Source organism: Streptomyces sp. NPDC006551 (assembly GCF_040611675.1).
Taxonomy (GTDB): Bacteria; Actinomycetota; Actinomycetes; order Streptomycetales; family Streptomycetaceae; genus Streptomyces.
The window spans coordinates 47401-65776 of sequence record NZ_JBEXOT010000023.1; the positions used below are offsets into that span (position 1 = coordinate 47401).

Genomic DNA, 18376 nt, shown 5'->3' on the forward strand with positions numbered 1-18376 from the left:
TAGCGTGCGTGCCCATGTCAGGGAAGGCGATCAAGGAGGTCTCCGTATGAGCCCGTCGAACCTGTCGAGACGCGGTCTGCTGGCCGCCGGTGGCGCGCTGGGGCTGGGCGCGACGGCCGTCGGGGCCCCCGCCGCCGTCGCGCACGACCGGCCCCACCGGATCCGCACCGGTTTCGCACGGCTGGCCGCCGATGGTTACGCCCCGCTCGCCGGGGAGCGGGTCGGCGTCGTCACCAACCCGACCGGGGTCACCTCCGACGTCCGCCACATCGTCGACGTCATGCACGCCGACGACCGCGTCGACCTGGTGGCGGTCTTCGGCCCCGAGCACGGTTTCCGGGGCACCGCTCAGGCGGGTGGCTCGGAGGGCCGTTACGACGACCCGGCGACCGGGCTGCCCGTCTACGACACGTACCTCAAGAGCGGTCAGCCGCTCGCGGACGTCTTCACCGCCTCCGGCGTGGACACGGTCGTCTTCGACATCCAGGACGTGGGCGCGCGTTTCTACACGTACATCTGGACGCTGTACGACTGCATGGTGGCCGCCTCGCTGGCGGGGAAACGGTTCGTCGTCCTGGACAGGCCGAACCCGGTGACCGGGCGGGCGGCGCTCGGCCCCGTCCTCGACCGGGCGTTCGCGACCTTCGTGGGGCGGGAGCCGATCGCGCAGGCGCACGGGATGACGGTGGCGGAGCTGGCCCGGCTGTTCAACGGGGAGTTCCTGACGAGGCCGGTGGAGCTGGAGACCGTGCGGATGTCGGGCTGGCGGCGCGCGGAGTTCTTCGACGCGACCGGGCTGCCGTGGGTGCCGCCAAGCCCCAACATGCCGACGCCCGACACCGCGCTCGTCTACCCCGGCACCTGCCTCTTCGAAGGCACCAACCTCTCCGAGGGACGGGGCACGACCCGCCCCTTCGAACTCCTCGGCGCCGAGGGCGTCGACCGGCGGTGGGCGGAGGCGGCGAACGCCCTGGAGCTGCCGGGCGTGCGGTTCCGTGAGGCGTACTTCGCCCCGACCTTCTCCAAGTTCCAGGGCAGGACGGTCGGCGGGGTGCAGGTCCAAGTGCACGATCGGGCGGCCTTCGACCCCGTACGCACCGGAATCGGGTTGCTGATCAGCGCCAAGCGGTCGTGGAGCGGCTTCGCCTGGCGCCCCGACAACTGGATCGACAAGCTGACGGGTTCGACCCGCGTACGCACCCTGATCGACGCGGGCGCGGACGCGGACGAGGTGGTGGGCGCGTGGGCGACGGATCTGGCCGCCTTCCGCGCCGTGCGCGAGGAGTATCTGCTCTACCGCTGAACGGGTGGGGTGCACCCCCTGACGGCCAGATGAGTCTCGGCGGCGCGCCCGTGCCGAACGTCTGGCCGCACCTCCGCGCGGGCACAATGCCCGTGGAGCAGCGCACCTCGACGTGGAGGGACGGGGCAGACCATGGCCGGGATGAGTGTGGAGCCGTACCGGGAGATCACCTTCGACAAGGACGGCGACGGCGCGGCCGGGCAGCGCGAGGCGCTCTCGGCCCTCGCCGCGCAGGGCGTCACGGATCTGGTGATGTTCGCCCACGGGTGGAACAACACACCGTCCGTGGCCAACCGTCTGTACGCGGCGTTCTTCGCCCCCTTCCCTCAGGTGCTGCGGCCCGGGACACGGGTCGGGTACGTGGGGGTGGTGTGGCCCTCGATCATGTTCTCGGACGAGCCGATCCCCGACTTCGAGGCCGTAGCGGCGGCGCATCCCGGCAAGGAGCCGGTGGTGGAGCGGCTCGCCGTCCTGCTGCGGGACCAGCCGGACGACGAGGCCGCGTTCACCGAATTCGGCGACCTCCTGAGGGAGTTGACCGACACCGGCTCGGCATCGGCCGGCTTCGCGGGAGACCCCGGAGCGCCGGAGGTGCCCGACTTCCTCCTCGGTGATCCCGTCGCGGTCTGCGCGATGTTCGCCGAGGGCCTGGAGGAGGCGGCGGGACCGGGCACCGTGCCCACCCCGCGCGAGGCGTTCGGCGGCCGGCTCGGGCGCTACTGGAAAGGAGCGCGTGAGGCGCTGCGCCAGGCCACGTACTACACGATGAAGCGGCGGGCCGGCACCGTCGGCGAGCGCGGGCTCGGCCCCCTTCTCGGCGCTCTCGCCCGCTCCTCCCCCGGTCTGCGGATCCATCTCGTCGGACACAGCATGGGCGCCCGGCTCGTCGCGTACGCGCTGCGCGGGCTGCCCGCCGGCGCGGAGAACGTGAAGTCGGTGACGCTGCTCCAAGGGGCCTTCTCGCACTACGCGTTCGCGGCGAGTCTGCCGCACGAGCCGGGCAAGGGCGGGGCGTTGCGCGATCTCCAGGGACGGGTCGACGGGCCCGTGATCGCCTGCTACTCACGTCACGACACCGCGCTCGGGGTGATCTATCCGCTGGCCTCCCGGCTGGCCCGGGACGCCGATTCGCTCCTCGGCAGCGACAAACGCTGGTGGGCGATCGGCCACGACGGCATCCAGGCCGTGCGGGGCACGGTCGCACTCACGCTGACCGCCGCGCTGAACGGCGGGATGCCGGCGTCGGGGTGCGTCAGCGTGGACGCGGCCGAGGTGGTCGGCGAGCACAGTGACATCTGCCATCCGGAGCTGGCGCGGGTGGTGGCCCGGGCGGGCCGGATCGGACGGTAGTGCCGTCCGATCCGGCCCGGCCCGGGCGTTCGCCCCTCAGCGGTGGGCCGGGAACTCGACCACCTGCTGGTAGGTGGGCCGGTTCTGCCAGTTCACGCCCGGGTGGGTGATACCGCCGAGTGCCCGGTGCTGGAGGGAGTCCGCGCACCACTGGTCGCCCGCGGCACAGCTGTCGTCGCCGGGGTAGACCTGGGCCGGGGACTTCGCGACCGCCTGCTTCAGCGTGGCGAGCAGGGCGCCACGGCAGGCGGCCGGGTCGCCGCCGCCGCAGTACGTCCGCGCCAGCGGGGACTGGACCGGCCGGCCGAGGACCTGGCGCAGGTCCTTGTCGGCGAAGCCCCACCAGCCGTACTGGAAGGCGGAGCCGCCGTGCGCGCCGGTGGGGCCGTGGCTCGCGCCCGGTGACTCGTCCGTCGCCAGGCTCGCCGTCAGCGCGGTGTACAGCTCGTCGCCGAGGCCGGGCCGGAACTCGGCCTCGATCAGCAGCGGCCACCACGCGTCCATGATCCGTACGGCGTCGGGGTGACCGTACGTGCGCGAGCCGGGCGCGGTCTCCTTGCGCGGTGCTCCGGCGGCGCGCCAGGAGTCGAGCTGCTGGAGCGCGGTCGCGAGCGCCGGGTCGGTGACGGGCGCGGTGCGGACCACCTTCAGCAGTTCGGGCAGCAGCTGCTCACCGCGCAGATCGGTGACCCCGGCCTCGGCCATGGCCCGGGTGAGGGAGGCACGCGTGACCCCGCCCTGTTCGACGAGGCGCCGGACCCGCTGGTCGAGCAGGTCGCCGCGGTGGACGGCGCCGAAGCCGAAGCCCGCGGTGTTGTAGTCCTTCGCCTGCCGGTTGTTCCAGGAGATGTAGTAGTCCTGGCCGATCGACTGCGGGTGCGCGGCGAAGGGGGTGTACGCGGCGGTGTTGTCGGTGGGGTCGAAGTTGCGCCATTCGTAGGCGGCTTCGGCCCTGACGGGGAGAGCCGGGTCGACGCCGGCGGCCCGGACCGGGTTCATGCCGCTGTTGAAGTAGGCGGCCTCCCGGGAGTCCGCGTAGAACCAGTTGAAGGCGTAGTCGATGTGGGACACGGCCTGCTGGAAGGAGCGGGCGTCCTTGACGTACGACGGGTCGTTGAGCATTTGGAAGCCGATGATGGAGTCGGCCTCGTGGCGGTAGGTGGTGCGCAGGGTCGTGTAGGCGACGGGCTTGCCGCCGACCGTGGCGCGGTGGGTGACGATGCCGTACCTGGTGCGCCAGACCCGCATCCGGTAGGAGCCGGCGGCGGTGGAGTCGGCGACGGTCGGCTGCCAGGCGTTGTGCTTCTCCAGCTTCTCCATGGGGACGCAGACGCCGTGGTGGAGGTAGTGGACGTCGTCCTGGCAGAGCTCGATCGCGTAGGTGTCGGTGATGTCCTGGGCGGCGGAGGTGGCGGACCAGGCGTAGTCCTGGCCCCGGCCCATCTGGACGTACATGCCGACACCGGCGAAGGCGGCGCCGCGGGCGGAGATGCCGGGCCCCTGGAGCTCCTGGAGCATCAGCAGCTGCGGGGCGAAGTAGCCGGTCTGCGGGCCGAAGACGGCGACCGGGTTGCCGCTAGCGGTGTGGGCGCCGGAGACCAGCAGGGCGTTGGACATGCCCTTCTTCGGGTCGAGCGAACGCGGGTCGATGACACCGTCGTCGTACATCCCCTGGGCGGGCCTGAGCTGCTTCGGTGCCTTCAGCGGGGACTTGGTGTCCGTGCCGGCCGACCCGGTGCGGTCGTACACGAGCTGTTCGGGACGGACCGATCCGGGGTCGGGCAGGGCGGTGCCGCGCGGCCGCGCGGGCTTCTCGGCGTACGGGAAGGAGGTGCCGTCGTGCACGGTGAGGACGGCCTCGGCGTCGTTACGCTGGCGGAACGACTCCCACACCCGGGTGCCCTCCACCACGCCGTACTTCTTCTGCGCGGCGAGCAGGGAGAGCGCGGCCTGGACCTCGCCACCGCCTCCGCCGCCGAACTGGCCGCCGACGACGGAGGCGATGGAGATCAGATCGGTGACCTTGAAGGGCTGGATCTCGCCGATGTTGGTGATCGCGTCGACCTTGCCGGTGAGGACGTACTCGCCAGGGAAGTAGCGCCCGTCCTTCGCCGCCTTCCGGTAGGCGTTGATGCCGTCGACGTACGCCTGCGCGTCGGCCATGGCGAGCGCGCCGCGCTCGCCCTCGTTGGCCTTGATGTGGGCGATCTGGGCTTCGTAGTCGGCCTCGGTGTACGGGGCCTGGGGCCAGAACTGCTGCTCAAGTCCCTGGTTGGCGAGGGCGCCGCCGGCGAAGGAGGTGAGTTCGCCGCGGCCGATGTGCCGGAAGAGGTCCATCATCCAGAGCCGGTCCTGCGCGGCGGCGAACCCGGCGCCGAACTCGGTTCCGTAGCGGGTGGTGCCCTTGATGTGCGGGACGCCTGTCTTCTTGTCCCGGGTGATGGTCACGTCCTCGCGGGGCCGGGTGACCGACTCGACCTGGTCGGCCGGTACGCCGAAGGAGGAGTCGTTGAAGAATTCGGCCAGCTTGGCGTCGGTGAGCGTGCCGTATCCGCCGACGAGCGCGTCGTAACGCCCGAGCTGGTCGGAGGAGTGGGCGGGGCGGGTCCCCAGCGTCCGGTGCGCGAGGATGTCGGCGAGGGTGGCGTTGCCGTTCTGCCCGGGCGGCAGGATGTCCGCGCACTGGCTTCCGCAGAGGTCGGGCACGGGTGTCCCGGCGGTGGCCGAGGCGTTCGGGAGGGGCGCCGACAGGCCCGCGCCGAGCGCGAGTACGGCGGCGAGGGTGATTCTGAGTCGTCCGGTGCGTCGTCGCATGGTTGCTCCTCGGGGAGGCCGATGCGCCGGAGGTTACTGGCGGTAGGACCGGTCGGTAAGGTGAGCAACCGTCACTTTTTCCGAATCCCCACAACGGTCGTTTCCGGTCTTCTGATGGGGCCCATCGAATTTTGAATGGAACAGGACGGGGCACTCGTTCGTCCATCCCATAACGTCCTTGACGCCGAAGTACGAGCGACGGAGGTGCGGAGCGATGGCCGGTTTCCGGAGTCTTGCGAGACAGGTGCGCGATCCGGGGTGCGACACGGCGCTGCGCAGGTACTCCCTGCGCAAGTGCCTGGAGCGGTTCGCCCCTTACGGGCACCGTGCGACCTGGGACCACCTGTGCCGCAGGCACAGGTTCGGGCCCGAGGACCGCGAACTCGATCCTGGGCGGCTGGTGGCCGCGCTGGAGGAGCTGGAGGAGGCGCGGGCGGTGTGGCTCGCGTACGAGAGGGAGTTCGCCGAGCGTCGACGGCGGGAGAAGCACGACGGGCTGCGCCGGCCCGGCGCGCTCGACGACTGGCACCGGCGGACCTGGGGCGGCAACGGGGTGGCGCGGTGCGACGATCCGGCCGTCCACCCGTCGGAGCCGCTGGCCGAGGTGCTGCGGCGGCTGATCGCCGCCCTGGAGTCGGACCCGGGCGAGCACTGCCCGGTGTGCGCGGGGCAGCGGATCGAGTGGCGTCCCGACCTGGCCGACGAGCCGTGGTTCGGGCCGGTGTGCGGGGACTGCGGTGTGGTCGTGCCCCGAGCGGTCCTCACCTCGCGGGCGCTGGCGCGGGCGCGGGAGAGGTCCCTGCCCCGGCTGGTGTCGGCGGCCTGAGGCACGAATGACGTGCTGATCCAGGTCTGTCTCAACGGGGGCCGCGGGCCCGGGGACTCGGCGGCCGTGCCGATGTCGCCGGCGGCCATGGCCGAGGAGGCGGCGCGAGCGGTCGCCGCCGGGGCGCGGGACGTCCATGTCCATCCGAAGACGCCGTGCGGCGGCGACACGCTCTCGCCCCGGGTGCTGGCGGAGACCCTGACGGCGATCCGCGCGGCGGTCGACGTCCCGGTGGGAGTGACGACCGGTGCGTGGGCGGAGCCCGATCCGGTACGGAGGGTCGAGCGCGTCCGCTCCTGGACGGTGCTCCCCGACCACGCCTCGGTGAACTGGCACGAGCCGGGCGCGGAGGAGCTGGCGGCGACGCTCCTGGAGCGTGGTGTGGGGGTGGAGGCGGGCCTCTGGTCGGGTACGGACGGCCCGGCGCGGTTCCTTCGTTCGCCCCTCGCTCCCCGGGTCCTGCGGATCCTGGCGGAGGTCACGGACCCGGACCCGGTGACCGCGGAGGCGACCGCGCAATCCCTTCTCGCCGAACTGGGGCCTGCTTCCGGCCGCCTCGCCGAACGGGCCTCCGCTCCCGGCCACCGCACCGAACAGGGCTCCGCACCGGGCCGCGCCCCTGTCCTCCTTCACGGCGAGGACGCCGGTGCCTGGCCGGTCCTGCGCCTGGCCCGCCGCCTCGGCCTGGCGACCCGCATCGGTCTGGAGGACACGTTGTTCCTGCCGGACGGGCGCCCGGCGGGCTCCAACGCCGAGCTGGTCACGGCCGCCGTGGCGGGGGCGGCACGCTCCCTATAACAGAGCGAAAAACGGTTCGCCCAGGGGAATTCGGCACGGGCAGAGTGTCCGGCGATGAGAACGACACCTGAGGGACCGGAGAACTGACATGTCGACGCTGCGCGTCACCGCCGAACTGCTGACCGTCCACGCACACCCGAACGCCGACGCCCTCGAGCTGGCCCAGGTGGGCCTCTATCGGGCCGTCGTCGCCAAGGGTGCGTATCGCAGTGGTGACGCCGCGCTCTACATCCCGGAGCAGGCCGTGCTGCCCGCCGCGCTCGTCGACGAGCTGGGCCTGACGGGGCGGCTCGCCGGAAAGTCCTCGGACCGGGTCAAGGCGGTACGGCTGCGGGGCGAGTTGTCGCAGGGACTGGTGTGCCGGCCCAAGGCGCTCGCGGACGTGGACCTGGTGCAGGCGGCCGCGGAGGGGACCGACTTCGCGGAGGTGCTGGGGATCACCAAATGGGCGCCGCCGATCCCGCCGACGATGAGCGGGGACGTGGAGGCGGCGCCCGATCTCCTGCCCTGGGTCGACATCGAGAACCTCCAGCGGTATCCGGGCATCTTCGAGCCCGGCGAGCCGGTGGTCCTGACGGAGAAGCTGCACGGTTCGGCCTGTCTGATGACGTACTTCGCCGAGGACGGCCGGGTCCAGGTCTCCTCGAAGGGGTTCGGCGCTAAGGGCCTGGCGCTCAAGGAGGATCCGCGGAATCTGTACTGGCGCGCGATCCTGGGCCATGACGCCCCGGCCGTCGCCGCGCGCCTGGCCGAGCGGCTCGGCGCGCGCCGGGTCGGCCTGTTCGGCGAGGTCTACGGCTCCGGCGTGCAGGATCTCGGGTACGGCGCCGACGCCCGCACCCAGGGCCTCGGTTACGCCGTCTTCGACGTCTCGGCCGAGATCGACGGCGAAGTGCGGTGGCTGGACGCGGCCGCCGTCCTGGAGCCGGGCGAACTGCCCCTCGTACCGCGGCTGTACGCGGGACCGTACGACCCCGCCACGGTGCTCGACCTGGCGAGCGGCCGGGAGACCGTGTCCGGGCGGGCGCTGCATCTGCGCGAGGGCGTCGTGATCCGTCCGGCGACCGAGCGGTACAGCCCCGTCGTGGGCGGCCGTGCCATCGCCAAGGCGGTCAGCCCGGCGTATCTGACCCGCAAGGGCGGCACCGAGTACGAGTAGAGCCGCCGCGCACCGGGAACCGCAGGGGCCCGCCCACGGGGGTGGCGGGCCCCTGCCCCATGCCCGGGCCGTCCCGGCGTGGCGCCGGGCTACTCCTTCGCGGCGCGCCGCTCCGACAGCAGCCGCGAGCCCGTCATCCGTTCGCCGATCACATCGTCCGGGTTGGACAGCACACAGTTCTGCAGGGACAGGCACCCACAGCCGATGCAGTCGGTCAGGTGGTCCCGCAGCCGCCCGAGCTGCTTGATCCGCTCGTCCAGCTCGGTGCGCCAGGTCGCCGAGAGCCGCGCCCAGTCCTCGTTGGTGGGCGTGCGCTCCTCGGGGAGCTGGGCGAGCGCGTCGCGGACGGTCGCCAGCGGGATGCCGACGCGCTGGGCGGCCCGGATGAAGGCGACCCGGCGCAGGGTGTCGCGGCCGTAACGGCGCTGGTTCCCGCTGGTGCGGCGGCTGGTGATCAGCCCCTTGGACTCGTAGAAGTGCAGGGCGGACACGGCCGCTCCGCTACGCGCGGAGAGCTGTCCGACAGTGAGCTCGTGGATCTTCTCCGGAATCTGTGGCACCCCTCGAACCCTACTGCGCGGCCTCACCGGCCCATTGACACAGCCCTCCACCCCGGCCAAACTAAGCAGTCGCTTAGATGTAGAGCGACATCGGGTGAGAGGCAGGGAGCGGGAACATGGCAGAGCCGAGGATCTTCACCTCCGCCGAGGAGCTGCGCGCCGCCGTCGGCGAGCAGCTGGGCCACAGCGACTGGCTGGAGATCGAGCAGAAGCGGATCGACCTCTTCGCCGAGGCGACCGGTGACCACCAGTGGATCCACGTGGACCCGGAGCGGGCCGCCGCCGGTCCGTTCGGGAGGACCATCGCACACGGTTATCTGACGCTGTCGCTGCTGCCGACGCTCGTCCCGCAGATCATGCGCGTCGAGGGCATGAAGATGGGCCTCAACTACGGCACCGACAAGGTCCGTTTCCCCGCGCCCGTGCCCGTCGGCTCGCGTGTGCGCGCCGGCGCGGTGCTGACCGAGGTGACGGAGGCGGGCGGCGGTGTGCAGGTGACCGCGACCGTGACCGTGGAGCGCGAGGGCGGCGACAAGCCGGTGTGCGTCGCCCAGTCGGTGTCGCGCTACTACTTCTGAGCGCCGACCATCCGCAGGACGAGGTCGGCGTAGAGCGCGCCGACCTCGTCCGGCGTCCTGCGGCCCTGGGTGTTGAACCAGCGCGAGACGTCGATGCAGAGCGAGAGCACCGCGACGGTGGTACCCGCCACGTCCGGTACGTCGAACTCCCCCGCCTCCACGCCCTCGTCGATGATCCGGCGCACGGCCGCGTCGGACTCGCGGCGCAGCCGCACGATCTCGGCGCGGTGCTCGGGGCCCAGCGCGTCGAGCTCGTACTGGACGACCCGCGCGGTGGTGTGGCGTTCGGCGTGCCAGCCCACGAAGGAGCGCACCGCGTCGGCGAGCCGCTCACCGGCCGTGCCGTCGCCGTCGGCCGCGGCCCGGAGGATCTCCAGGGCCTTGTCGTGGCCGATGCGGCTGATCCGATGGAGCAGCTCTTCCTTGGTCTTGTAGTGGATGTAGAGCGCGGCAGGGCTCATCCCGGCACGGCCGGCGATGTCACGGGTCGTGGTGGCGTGGTACCCCCGCTCGGCGAAGGCCTCGACGGCCGCCACCAGCAGCCGCCTGGCCGCTTCGGGCGTGACCTCGCCCCACGGCACGTCCTCGCCGCCGGGCGTCTCCTCCGCCGCGTCCGCCGCGCTCATCGTTCGCCCCTTCTCCAGCCGGTCAGGACGAACACCATACAACGAAGCTGAGCAAGCGCTTAGAGAAGCGGCGCTCGAAGCCGCGCACTCGGAGACGGCTCACTCGGAGTCGGCTTCACTCAGAGCCGGCTCGGCTCAGAGCTTCTGGAAGGGGTCGTGCTCCGCGAGGAGCTTCTCGAGCCGCGCCTGGTCGACCCGGCTGACGATCTGGCCGGCCTCCTGGCGGTCGCGGACCACCTTGGCGAGGGTGAAGGCGGAGGTCGTGAGGTAGAGGACCGCGATGGCGAGGAAGGACCGCACCCAGGCGTCGGCGTCCAGGTTGAAGATGCCGATGCTCACGGCCGCGAGGGCGAGCCCGAAGGAGATGACGGCCTGCATGTAGTAGGCGGCCGTGTTCTGCTGCTTGACCGGTGTGTCGCTCATGCCGGACAGCATCGAACGGATGTGGCGCCCGCCACATCCGTCCGGATACTCAGCGCGTACTCATCGCGGGGCCCCGTCGCGGGACTCGTCGCGGGACTCGTCGCGAGGACTCAGAAGGCGGAGACGCCCGTCAGCGCGCGGCCGATGATCAGCTTCTGGATCTGGCTGGTGCCCTCGTACAGCGTCATCACGCGCGCGTCGCGCAGCAGCTTGCCCACCGGGTACTCGTCGATGTAGCCGTAACCGCCGAAGACCTGGAGGGCGTTGTTCGCCGAGCGGACCGCGGCCTCGGAGGCGTACAGCTTCGCCTTCGACGCGGCGGTGGCGAACTCCTCGCCCCGGTCGATCAGATCGGCGACCCGCCAGGTCAGCAGCCGGGCGGCGTCCACGTCGACGGCGATGTCACTGATGAGCTCCTGCACCAGCTGGTAGGAGGCGATCGGCTTGCCGAACTGCTCGCGCTCCCCGGCGTAGCGGACGGCGGCGTCCAGGGCCGCCTGCGCGATGCCGACACAGCCGGCGGCGACCGACATGCGGCCCTTGGCCAGGGCGAACATGGCGATGGTGAAGCCCTTTCCCTCCGACCCCAGCATGGCGGAGGCCGGGACGCGGACGTCTTCCAGGACCAGCTCGGCGGTCGCCTGACCGCGCAGGCCGAGCTTGCCGTGGATGGTGCGGCGGGTGAGGCCGGGGGCGTCGGTGGGGACGAGGAAGGCGGAGACGCCCTTGTGGCCGGGGGTGTCGTTGGTGCGGGCGAAGAGCAGGACGACATCGGCCCAGGTGCCGTTGGTGATGAACATCTTCGAACCGTTGACGACGTAGTCGTCGCCGTCGCGGACGGCCTTGGTGGTCAGGTTCCCGGCGTCGGAGCCGGTCCCGGGCTCGGTCAGACCGAAGCAGCCGACCGCGTCGCCCGCGGTGAGCCGGGGCAGCCACTCCCGCTTCTGCTCCTCGCTCCCCCAGGAGGCGACTGTCTTGGCGACGAGGCCCAGCGAGACGGAGACGATGCCGCGCACCGAGGAGTCGCCGCGGCCGAGCTCCTCGGTGACCAGGCAGTAGGCGAGGTGGTCACCGCCCGAGCCGCCGTACTCCTCCGGGATGGTGAGGCCGAGGAAGCCGACCGCGCCGAGCTTCTTCACGATCGACTTGTCGACGTTCTCGGCGCGGTCCCACGCGACGACATGGGGAGCGACCTCGCGCGCGACGAAGTCCTCGGCGAGCTGCCGTACGGCCGCCTGCTCCTCGCTCAGCTCCAGATTCACTGCGACACCGACCTTCGGGCGATTTAATTAGCACTGCTAGTTTCCAGGGTGCACGCCTACTATGTGCGCCATGGCCCGACCGCGCAAGCCCCTCCTGAGCAGAGACCGGATCGTAGAGACGGCGAGCGCGCTCGTGGACGCCGAGGGCCTCGCGGCCGTCTCCACACGCCGTCTCGCGGCCGAGTTGGGGGTGAGCGGGCCGTCGCTCTACAACCACTTCCGCACCAAGGACGAGATCCTCGACGCCGTCGCCGACGCGGTCAGCGCGAAGGTCGACCTGTCGATGTTCGACGAGGACGACGACCGCGACTGGCGTACGGCCCTGCACGACTGGGCCGCCTCCTACCGCGCCGCGCTCGCCGACCACCCGAACATCGTCCCGGTCCTGGCCCAGGGCCCCGGCCGTCGTCCGGCGGGCCTGCGCGTGGCGGACGCCGTCTTCGGCGCCATGGTCCGGGCGGGCTGGCCCCCGGCCCAGGCGACCTACATCGGCGCGCTGATGCGGTACTTCGTCACCGGCTCGGCGCTCGGCTCCTTCGCCCGCGGCTTCGTCGACGACGAGACGGCGTACGACCCGGCCGACTACCCTCACCTCGGCCAGGCGCACCTCCTGGCGGAGCACCGCCAGAAGGTCGACGAGGGGGCGTTCGACACGGGGCTGCGGGCGCTGCTCGACGGGCTGGCGATGCAGTACGAGGCGGGGGCACGGGGGAAGTGGCCGAAGCAGGAGTCGGTGAGCGGCTCATAGCGGCGGTACGGCCGGACGCCGCGGCTGGAGCACGCCGGAGGAACCGTTCGGCCGCTGCCGAACAGTGCGTGCGGGACCCTGGTTCCCATGGCACCCAGAGACCTCGCCGCGCTCGCGGCGCTCTTCGCGGACGAGACCCGCGCCGCGTTCCTGCTCGCCCTGCTCGACGGGCGCGCCTGGACCGCCGGGGAGCTGGCCCGGCACGCGCGCGTGGCGCCGTCCACCGCCAGCGAGCATCTCGGGAAGCTCGTCGCGGGCGGGGTGCTCGCCGAGGAGCGACAGGGCAGGCACCGTTACGTTCGCCTCGCCGACCCCGGCGTCGCCCACCTCGTCGAGGACCTCGCGGCCCGCGCCGAGCCCGCCGTCCCGGAGCCGCCGCACACCTTGCGGGCCGCGAGCGCGGGCCAGGCGATGGCGCGGGGGCGTACCTGCTACGACCACCTGGCCGGGCGGCTCGGGATCGCGATCACCGAGGCCATGACCGTACGCGGACTGCTCCGCCAGGACACCGGGTTCGCGCTCACGGACCGGGGCGTGGACTGGTTCGGGGAGCTGGGCATCCCCCTGGAGGCCAGAGGGCGGCGGCCGGTCGCCCGGGGCTGCCTCGACTGGACCGAGCGGAAGCCGCACCTGGCCGGTATCGCGGGTGCGGCGCTGTGCCGGCACGCGCTGGAGAACGGCTGGTGCGTGCGGATCGGGTCCGAGCGGGCCGTGAAGGTGACTCCCGAGGGGGAGGACGCCCTCCACCGGGTACTGGGCATCACGCCGGTGATAATTCGGTGACCGCCGAAAGGTCGGGGCCCTACGGTCTCCGCATGACCAGCTCCCCCGCAACCTCCCGGCTCGCTCTCGCCGCCGCCGGTGTCACGGTCGTCCTGTGGGCCTCCGCGTTCGTCTCCATCCGCAGCGCCGGGGCCGCCTACTCCCCCGGCGCCCTCGCCCTCGGCCGACTGCTCGCCGGGGCGCTCGTCCTCGGCGCCGTGCTCCTGATACGCCGGGAAGGGGTGCCGCCCCGGGCGGCCTGGCCGGGGATCCTCGTCTCCGGTCTGCTGTGGTTCGGCGCGTACATGGTGGCGCTCAACTGGGGCGAGCAGGAGGTCGACGCGGGTACCGCCGCGATGGTCGTGAACATCGGCCCGATCCTGATCGCGCTGCTCGGCGCCCGGTTCCTGCGCGAGTCGCTGCCGCCGCGGCTGATCGCGGGGATGGTGGTGTCCTTCGCCGGCGCGGTCGCCGTCGGCCTGTCGATGTCCGGCGAGGGCCACGCCTCGGTCCTCGGCGTCCTGCTCTGCCTGGTCGCGGCCATCGCGTACGCCGGCGGTGTCGTCGCCCAGAAGCCCGCCCTGGCGCACGGAAGCGCCCTCCAGGTCACCACCTTCGGTTGCCTGGTGGGCTCGGTCGCCTGTCTGCCCTTCGCCGGACAACTGATCGCCGAGGCGAGCCGGGCTCCGCTCCCCGCGACCCTGAACATGGTCTACCTCGGCGTCTTCCCGACCGCCCTCGCCTTCACCACCTGGGCCTACGCCCTGGCCCGTACGACCGCGGGCCGGATGGGCGCGACGACGTACGCCGTACCGGCCCTGGTCGTCCTCATGGCATGGCTCTTCCTCGGCGAACTCCCGGGCCTGCTCACCCTGGCCGGCGGCGCGCTCTGCCTGGCGGGCGTGGCGGTGTCCCGCTCCCGTCCCAAGCCCGAGAAGACCCCGGCCGAGAGCGTCGAGACCGTCTGAGGGGCAGCGCCATTCGGCCCACTGTCCCGAGCCGTTCGGCCTTCCCGCTCGTAGCGTCGAATCGACGGTCACACCGACCACGAGGAGGCGCACATGAAACACCGCACCGCCGTCGCCGGCATAGCCCTGGCCTTCGCATCCGTCGTCCCTCTGGCGGGGGCGGCGCACGCGCAGGATCTCGACTGCCGGGACTTCGCCTTTCAGGAGGATGCCCAGGCCGAGTTCAACAGGGACCCGAGCGACCCGCACCGGCTCGACGAGGACCAGGGGCAGGACGACCAGATCGCCTGCGAAGTACTGCCGCGGCGGAGTGGCACGGTCGTCGTTCCCTCCCACCGGCCGACCGTGATGCCCACACGAGGGGCCCAGGGTGGCATCGGCGGAGCCTTCGGTCCCGCGGACTGGGAGACCGGCCTGGGTCTCGGCCTTGTCGTCGCGTCCACCGTAGCCGTCGGTTACGCGTTTCTCAGGCGCCGGCCCCGGCCGCGCGCTTGACGGACCACGGCACCCCGGGCCTCCGCGCTCCACCGTCACCCGTCGGGGCCGCTCCCTGGGGGGTGTCTCGTCGATCTTGCCGGGCTCGCGACGCCTGGCACGCACGCTCGACACCGCTCGCTGATCCGGGCTGATCGACGAGACACCCCCTAGAAGATCACGAGCGCCCGGCCGCCCTTGCCCGCCAGCATGTTGGCGAAGGCGTCCGGGATGCCGTCCAGGGTGATGTGCTCGGTGACCAGGGTGCTCAGGTCGAGGCGGCCGGAGCGGATGTGGTCGGCGAGGACCGGGAGGTCCTTCGCCGGATCGGAGTTGCCGTAGACGCAGCCGGAGAGGGTGCGGCCCCAGTGGAAGAGCTCCAGGGCGTGGAAGGAGACCTGCTGGTCCTTGCCTCCGATGCCGACGATCGTCGTGCGGCCACCGCGGCGGGTGGAGTCCCAGGCGGTACGGATGGTGGTGGCGCGGCCGACGCACTCCACGGCCACGTCGGCGCCGTGGCCGCCCGTCAGCTTCCGGATCTCCTTGGCGGTCGTCGCGGAGGCCACGACGTACGCGGTGGCTCCGGCGGCCCGCGCCAGGGCCTCCTTCTCCGGCGACACGTCGACGGCGATGATCGGCGAGGCGCCGGCGATCCGGGCGGCCTGGAGGGTGGCGAGACCCACGCCGCCGGCGCCGAAGACGACGACGGACTCCCCCTCCCGCACCCGGGCGGAGTGGTGGACCGCGCCCCAGCCGGTGAGGACGGCGCAGCCCAGCAGGGCGGCGTCGGTGAGCGGGACTCCGTCGGGGACGGGCAGCACGCAGTTGGCCGCGACGACGGTCTCCTCGGCGAAGGCGGCCACGTTCAGCCCGGGGTGGAGTTCGGTGCCGTCCTCGGAGACGGCGTACACGTTCCCCGCCCCCGTCAGGGCGTCGGCGCAGAGCCATACCTCCCCGATCGAGCAGTGGTGGCAGGAGCCGCAGGACGGCGCCCAGTTGAGAACGACCCCGTCGCCGGGGGCGACATGGGCGACGCCCTCGCCGACGGAGACGACCGTTCCGGCGCCCTCGTGGCCGAGGACCGCCGGGACGGGCACCCTCATGGTGCCGTTGGTCAGGGAGAGGTCGGAGTGGCACACCCCGGCGGCGGCCAGGCGGACCCTGACCTGTCCGGGCCCCGGTTCGGGGAGTTCGATGCCGGTGATCTCCAGAGGAGCCCCGACGGCGGGCAGGACGGCGGCACGGATGACGCTCACGCTCGTGACTCCTCGGGCGCTCAGAACTGGAGGGACTTGGTCTGGAGGTACTCGGCGAGACCGTGGGCGCCGAGTTCGCGCCCCACGCCCGACTGCTTGTAGCCGCCGAAGGGGGCCAGCGGGTTGAAGCGGCCGCCGTTGATGTCGACCTGGCCGGTGTCCATACGGCGCGCGAAGGCGACGGCCGCCTCCGGTTCTCCCCAGACGGCGCCGGAGAGGCCGTAGACGGTCCCGTTGGCGATGGCGAGGGCCTCGTCCTCGTCCTCGTACCGGAGGATCGAGACGACCGGCCCGAAGATCTCCTCCTGCGCGATGGTCATGCCGGGGGTGACGTCGGCGAAGACGGTCGGGGAGACGTAGTAGCCGGTCTCCCGCGGGGCCTCGGGACCGCCGGCGACGATCCGGGCGCCTTCCGCGACGCCCTTCTCGATGTAACCGCGGACGCGCTGCTGCTGCTTGGCGTTGACGAGCGGGCCGACGCGCTCCCCGGGGACGTACTTGGCGACGGCCTCGGCGGCGAGGGCCACGGCCTCGTCGTACCGGTCGGTGTGGACCAGCATCCGGGTCCAGGCGCTGCACGTCTGCCCGGAGTTGGACATGACGTTGGCGATGCCGGCGGCGACGGCCTTGCCGAGGTCGGCGCCGGGCAGGATGACGTTGGCGGACTTGCCGCCGAGCTCCAGGGCGACGCGCTTGACGGCTCCGCCCGCGGCGGCGCCGATCTTCTTGCCGACGGCGGTCGAGCCGGTGAAGGAGACCAGGTCGACGTCCTCGTGTTCGGCGAGCGCCTGACCGGCGACCGGGCCGAGCCCGGTGACGAGGTTGAACACCCCGGCCGGGACACCGGCTTCGTGGACGGCCTCGGCGAAGAGCTGGGCCGTCAGCGGGGTGTCCTCGGCGGGCTTGAGGACGACGGTGCAGCCGGCGGCGAGCGCGGGGGCGACCTTGGCGACGATCTGGTGGAGCGGGTAGTTCCACGGGGTGATCGCGCCGACGACGCCGACGGGCTCCGAGTAGACGGTGGAGTTGCCGACCTTCTCCTCGAAGGGGTGGGTGGCCGCGAGTTCGGCGTAGGAGCCGGCGACGGCGATCGGCAGTCCGGTGTGGACGGCGGCGGCGAGCTTGGGCGGGGCTCCCAACTCGGCCGTGACCGTCGCGGCGATGTCCTCGGCGCGGGCCACGAGCGCGTCACGGAGGGCGCCGATGCGGGCGGCGCGCTCGGCGGGCGGGGTGGCGGCCCAGCCGGGGAAGGCGGCGCGGGCGGCGCGTACGGCGGCGTCCACGTCCTCGGCGGTGCCCGCCGGGACGTGGGCGATGACCTGCTCGTCCGCCGGATTGATCACCGGGATGGTGTCCGTGGAGGAGGCGGGGCGCCACTCCCCGCCGATGTACATCGCGTCGTGGGCCTTCATCCGCTGTCTCCTCACGTCACCGACCGGTTCGCGTCGGACCCAAACTAGCGCTGTTAGTTTTCTGGCGCCAGGGCCGCCCGCCGTGGCCCACGTCTCAAGGCCGCCGGTCCTCAGAAGTCGGCGCGGGTCGGCTCGTCGAGCCGCGCCACCGACTCCTGCGCGAAGGCGGTCCGGTACGCCCGCCTGATCCGCTCGATCTGCGGATCATGGACCGTCGCCTCGGCCGCCGGGTACAGCAGGATCAGCTCGTACGAACGCTCCCTCTCGATGGTGCCGTTCCCGTCCCGCCACTGTCCACGGCCGTCCTGCACCGTGAGCCCGCCGGGAAAGCGGGGCGTCACCTCCTTGTCGACGAAGGCCATGAACTGCCGGTCGGTGACGTCGGGCCCGCCGTCGGGCCGCTCGGTCCCGAAGAACAGCCGGGTCTCCAGGTACGCGGCTCCGCGGCTCCGCGCGGTCGAGACGGCGGACCCCTGAGCCGTCTCGTCCCCGAGCGTGGCGTACGCGGTGGGGGCACCTGTGACGATCAGCAGCCCGGCGGCGCAGGCGGCCAGGCGGCGACGGGTGGCGAGCAGGGGGTGGGGCATGCGTGCATCCCTGAGGTGTTGGGGGGTGGTGGGCTCTGATCCCGGTGACTCGCGGCGGGGGGCCGGCAAGCGGTCTGGGCTCCCGGCCCGCGGGCACGCCGGAGGGGCGGCCGAGGTGGCGGCCGCCGAGGGGGTACCTGCGGAGCGGGCCGGCGAGCGGCTCGCGGAGATGGGAGGCCGGCGCCGTGCGGCGGGCCGTGCCGAGCTCGGGGGCGCACCCTACGGCGCACCGGACCGGACCGGGCCGGACCGGACCAGGCGGGACCAAGCCGCGTCGGGCCGGCGCGGCACGGCTGCGGGCCAGGCCAGATCGGAGAGGACCAGTCCGCGTCGGGCCGGGCCGGGGCGTCGCCGCGCGCCGGCGGGGCCAGGCCGGGCAGAGCCTGGCAAGGCCGGGCCGCGCCTGGCCTGGCCTGGTCCTGCCTGGCAAGGCCGGGCCGCGCCTGGCCTGGCCTGGTCCTGCCCGGCAA

Annotated in this window: 18 protein-coding genes; 10 read left to right on the forward strand and 8 right to left on the reverse strand. The window is 72.5% G+C overall.

What is annotated here, in order from left to right; translation table 11 throughout:
• Window positions 1-46 precede the first annotated feature (46 nt).
• Both ABZY12_RS20960 and ABZY12_RS20965 read left to right on the forward strand, forming a co-directional pair.
• Window positions 47-1303 (forward strand): DUF1343 domain-containing protein, encoded by a 1257-nt coding sequence (locus ABZY12_RS20960; protein WP_356892412.1) that lies wholly within the window; start codon window positions 47-49, stop codon window positions 1301-1303.
• Window positions 1304-1435: 132 nt separating this feature from the next.
• The gene (locus ABZY12_RS20965; protein WP_356892414.1) at window positions 1436-2653 is read left to right on the forward strand and encodes an alpha/beta hydrolase; all 1218 of its coding nucleotides are present in this window, start codon (window positions 1436-1438) and stop codon (window positions 2651-2653) included.
• Between the two features lie 36 nt (window positions 2654-2689).
• Here the strand turns inward: ABZY12_RS20965 and ABZY12_RS20970 are convergent, their stop codons facing one another.
• Complete coding sequence (locus ABZY12_RS20970) at window positions 2690-5467, reverse strand: penicillin acylase family protein (RefSeq protein ID WP_356892416.1); 2778 nt, start codon at window positions 5465-5467, stop codon at window positions 2690-2692.
• Between the two features lie 214 nt (window positions 5468-5681).
• Here ABZY12_RS20970 and ABZY12_RS20975 point away from each other — a divergent pair, with 214 nt between their 5' ends.
• The 3 genes from ABZY12_RS20975 to ABZY12_RS20985 all read left to right on the forward strand — a co-directional run bounded on the left by ABZY12_RS20975 (window position 5682) and on the right by ABZY12_RS20985 (window position 8250).
• Window positions 5682-6293: a hypothetical protein gene (locus ABZY12_RS20975; protein WP_356892418.1), complete on the forward strand. Its 612-nt coding sequence runs from the start codon at window positions 5682-5684 to the stop codon at window positions 6291-6293.
• 15 nt (window positions 6294-6308) lie between these two features.
• Entirely contained in the window at window positions 6309-7091 is a 783-nt protein-coding gene (locus tag ABZY12_RS20980) for a 3-keto-5-aminohexanoate cleavage protein (RefSeq protein WP_356892508.1), read from the forward strand.
• Window positions 7092-7179: 88 nt separating this feature from the next.
• The gene (locus ABZY12_RS20985; RefSeq protein WP_356892420.1) at window positions 7180-8250 is read left to right on the forward strand and encodes an RNA ligase (ATP); all 1071 of its coding nucleotides are present in this window, start codon (window positions 7180-7182) and stop codon (window positions 8248-8250) included.
• Between the two features lie 89 nt (window positions 8251-8339).
• Here the strand turns inward: ABZY12_RS20985 and soxR are convergent, their stop codons facing one another.
• Window positions 8340-8810, reverse strand: a complete 471-nt coding sequence (gene soxR / locus ABZY12_RS20990; RefSeq protein WP_356892422.1) for a redox-sensitive transcriptional activator SoxR — start codon at window positions 8808-8810, stop codon at window positions 8340-8342.
• A 116-nt stretch (window positions 8811-8926) separates the two neighbouring features.
• Between soxR and ABZY12_RS20995 the strand changes: the two genes are divergently transcribed.
• Window positions 8927-9388, forward strand: a complete 462-nt coding sequence (locus tag ABZY12_RS20995; protein ID WP_356892424.1) for a MaoC family dehydratase — start codon at window positions 8927-8929, stop codon at window positions 9386-9388.
• Here the strand turns inward: ABZY12_RS20995 and ABZY12_RS21000 are convergent.
• The 3 genes from ABZY12_RS21000 to ABZY12_RS21010 form a co-directional block, all read right to left on the reverse strand.
• Window positions 9379-10014 (reverse strand): TetR/AcrR family transcriptional regulator, encoded by a 636-nt coding sequence (locus ABZY12_RS21000; protein WP_356892426.1) that lies wholly within the window; start codon window positions 10012-10014, stop codon window positions 9379-9381. The two genes, ABZY12_RS20995 and ABZY12_RS21000, sit on opposite strands and share 10 nt — an antisense overlap.
• Window positions 10015-10149: 135 nt before the next feature.
• Window positions 10150-10437 carry a YiaA/YiaB family inner membrane protein gene (locus ABZY12_RS21005; RefSeq protein WP_356892428.1) on the reverse strand — a complete coding sequence of 96 codons (288 nt, stop codon included), beginning with the start codon at window positions 10435-10437 and terminating at the stop codon, window positions 10150-10152.
• 110 nt (window positions 10438-10547) lie between these two features.
• Entirely contained in the window at window positions 10548-11699 is a 1152-nt protein-coding gene (locus ABZY12_RS21010; protein ID WP_356892430.1) for an acyl-CoA dehydrogenase family protein, read from the reverse strand.
• Between the two features lie 70 nt (window positions 11700-11769).
• Between ABZY12_RS21010 and ABZY12_RS21015 the strand changes: the two genes are divergently transcribed.
• From ABZY12_RS21015 to ABZY12_RS21030, 4 genes are all read left to right on the forward strand, one after another.
• Complete coding sequence (locus tag ABZY12_RS21015; protein ID WP_356892432.1) at window positions 11770-12447, forward strand: TetR/AcrR family transcriptional regulator; 678 nt, start codon at window positions 11770-11772, stop codon at window positions 12445-12447.
• An 87-nt stretch (window positions 12448-12534) separates the two neighbouring features.
• Complete coding sequence (locus tag ABZY12_RS21020; protein WP_356892434.1) at window positions 12535-13230, forward strand: winged helix-turn-helix domain-containing protein; 696 nt, start codon at window positions 12535-12537, stop codon at window positions 13228-13230.
• A gap of 32 nt (window positions 13231-13262) precedes the next feature.
• Window positions 13263-14177, forward strand: a complete 915-nt coding sequence (locus ABZY12_RS21025; protein WP_356892436.1) for a DMT family transporter — start codon at window positions 13263-13265, stop codon at window positions 14175-14177.
• A gap of 93 nt (window positions 14178-14270) precedes the next feature.
• A complete protein-coding gene (locus tag ABZY12_RS21030) occupies window positions 14271-14672 on the forward strand; it encodes an excalibur calcium-binding protein (protein ID WP_356892438.1) in 402 nt (133 codons plus the stop codon).
• A 149-nt stretch (window positions 14673-14821) separates the two neighbouring features.
• Here the strand turns inward: ABZY12_RS21030 and ABZY12_RS21035 are convergent, their stop codons facing one another.
• The 3 genes from ABZY12_RS21035 to ABZY12_RS21045 all read right to left on the reverse strand — a co-directional run bounded on the left by ABZY12_RS21035 (window position 14822) and on the right by ABZY12_RS21045 (window position 17906).
• Complete coding sequence (locus ABZY12_RS21035) at window positions 14822-15907, reverse strand: zinc-binding dehydrogenase (protein ID WP_356892440.1); 1086 nt, start codon at window positions 15905-15907, stop codon at window positions 14822-14824.
• Window positions 15908-15927: 20 nt separating this feature from the next.
• The gene (locus ABZY12_RS21040) at window positions 15928-17319 is read right to left on the reverse strand and encodes an aldehyde dehydrogenase family protein (protein ID WP_356892442.1); all 1392 of its coding nucleotides are present in this window, start codon (window positions 17317-17319) and stop codon (window positions 15928-15930) included.
• Window positions 17320-17429: 110 nt separating this feature from the next.
• A complete protein-coding gene (locus tag ABZY12_RS21045) occupies window positions 17430-17906 on the reverse strand; it encodes a DUF3574 domain-containing protein (RefSeq protein ID WP_356892444.1) in 477 nt (158 codons plus the stop codon).
• Window positions 17907-18376 lie beyond the last annotated feature (470 nt).

Coding starts and splice junctions, on each gene's coding strand:
- ABZY12_RS21015 (WP_356892432.1), top strand. CDS start 11,770: ATGGCCCGACCGCGCAAGCCCCTCCTGAGCAGAGACCGGATCGTAGAG.
- ABZY12_RS21045 (WP_356892444.1), bottom strand. CDS start 17,906: ATGCCCCACCCCCTGCTCGCCACCCGTCGCCGCCTGGCCGCCTGCGCC.
- ABZY12_RS20975 (WP_356892418.1), top strand. CDS start 5,682: ATGGCCGGTTTCCGGAGTCTTGCGAGACAGGTGCGCGATCCGGGGTGC.
- ABZY12_RS21005 (WP_356892428.1), bottom strand. CDS start 10,437: ATGAGCGACACACCGGTCAAGCAGCAGAACACGGCCGCCTACTACATG.
- ABZY12_RS21025 (WP_356892436.1), top strand. CDS start 13,263: ATGACCAGCTCCCCCGCAACCTCCCGGCTCGCTCTCGCCGCCGCCGGT.
- ABZY12_RS21020 (WP_356892434.1), top strand. CDS start 12,535: ATGGCACCCAGAGACCTCGCCGCGCTCGCGGCGCTCTTCGCGGACGAG.
- ABZY12_RS20985 (WP_356892420.1), top strand. CDS start 7,180: ATGTCGACGCTGCGCGTCACCGCCGAACTGCTGACCGTCCACGCACAC.
- ABZY12_RS20960 (WP_356892412.1), top strand. CDS start 47: ATGAGCCCGTCGAACCTGTCGAGACGCGGTCTGCTGGCCGCCGGTGGC.
- ABZY12_RS21040 (WP_356892442.1), bottom strand. CDS start 17,319: ATGAAGGCCCACGACGCGATGTACATCGGCGGGGAGTGGCGCCCCGCC.
- ABZY12_RS21000 (WP_356892426.1), bottom strand. CDS start 10,014: ATGAGCGCGGCGGACGCGGCGGAGGAGACGCCCGGCGGCGAGGACGTG.
- ABZY12_RS20970 (WP_356892416.1), bottom strand. CDS start 5,467: ATGCGACGACGCACCGGACGACTCAGAATCACCCTCGCCGCCGTACTC.
- ABZY12_RS20995 (WP_356892424.1), top strand. CDS start 8,927: ATGGCAGAGCCGAGGATCTTCACCTCCGCCGAGGAGCTGCGCGCCGCC.
- ABZY12_RS21030 (WP_356892438.1), top strand. CDS start 14,271: ATGAAACACCGCACCGCCGTCGCCGGCATAGCCCTGGCCTTCGCATCC.
- ABZY12_RS20965 (WP_356892414.1), top strand. CDS start 1,436: ATGGCCGGGATGAGTGTGGAGCCGTACCGGGAGATCACCTTCGACAAG.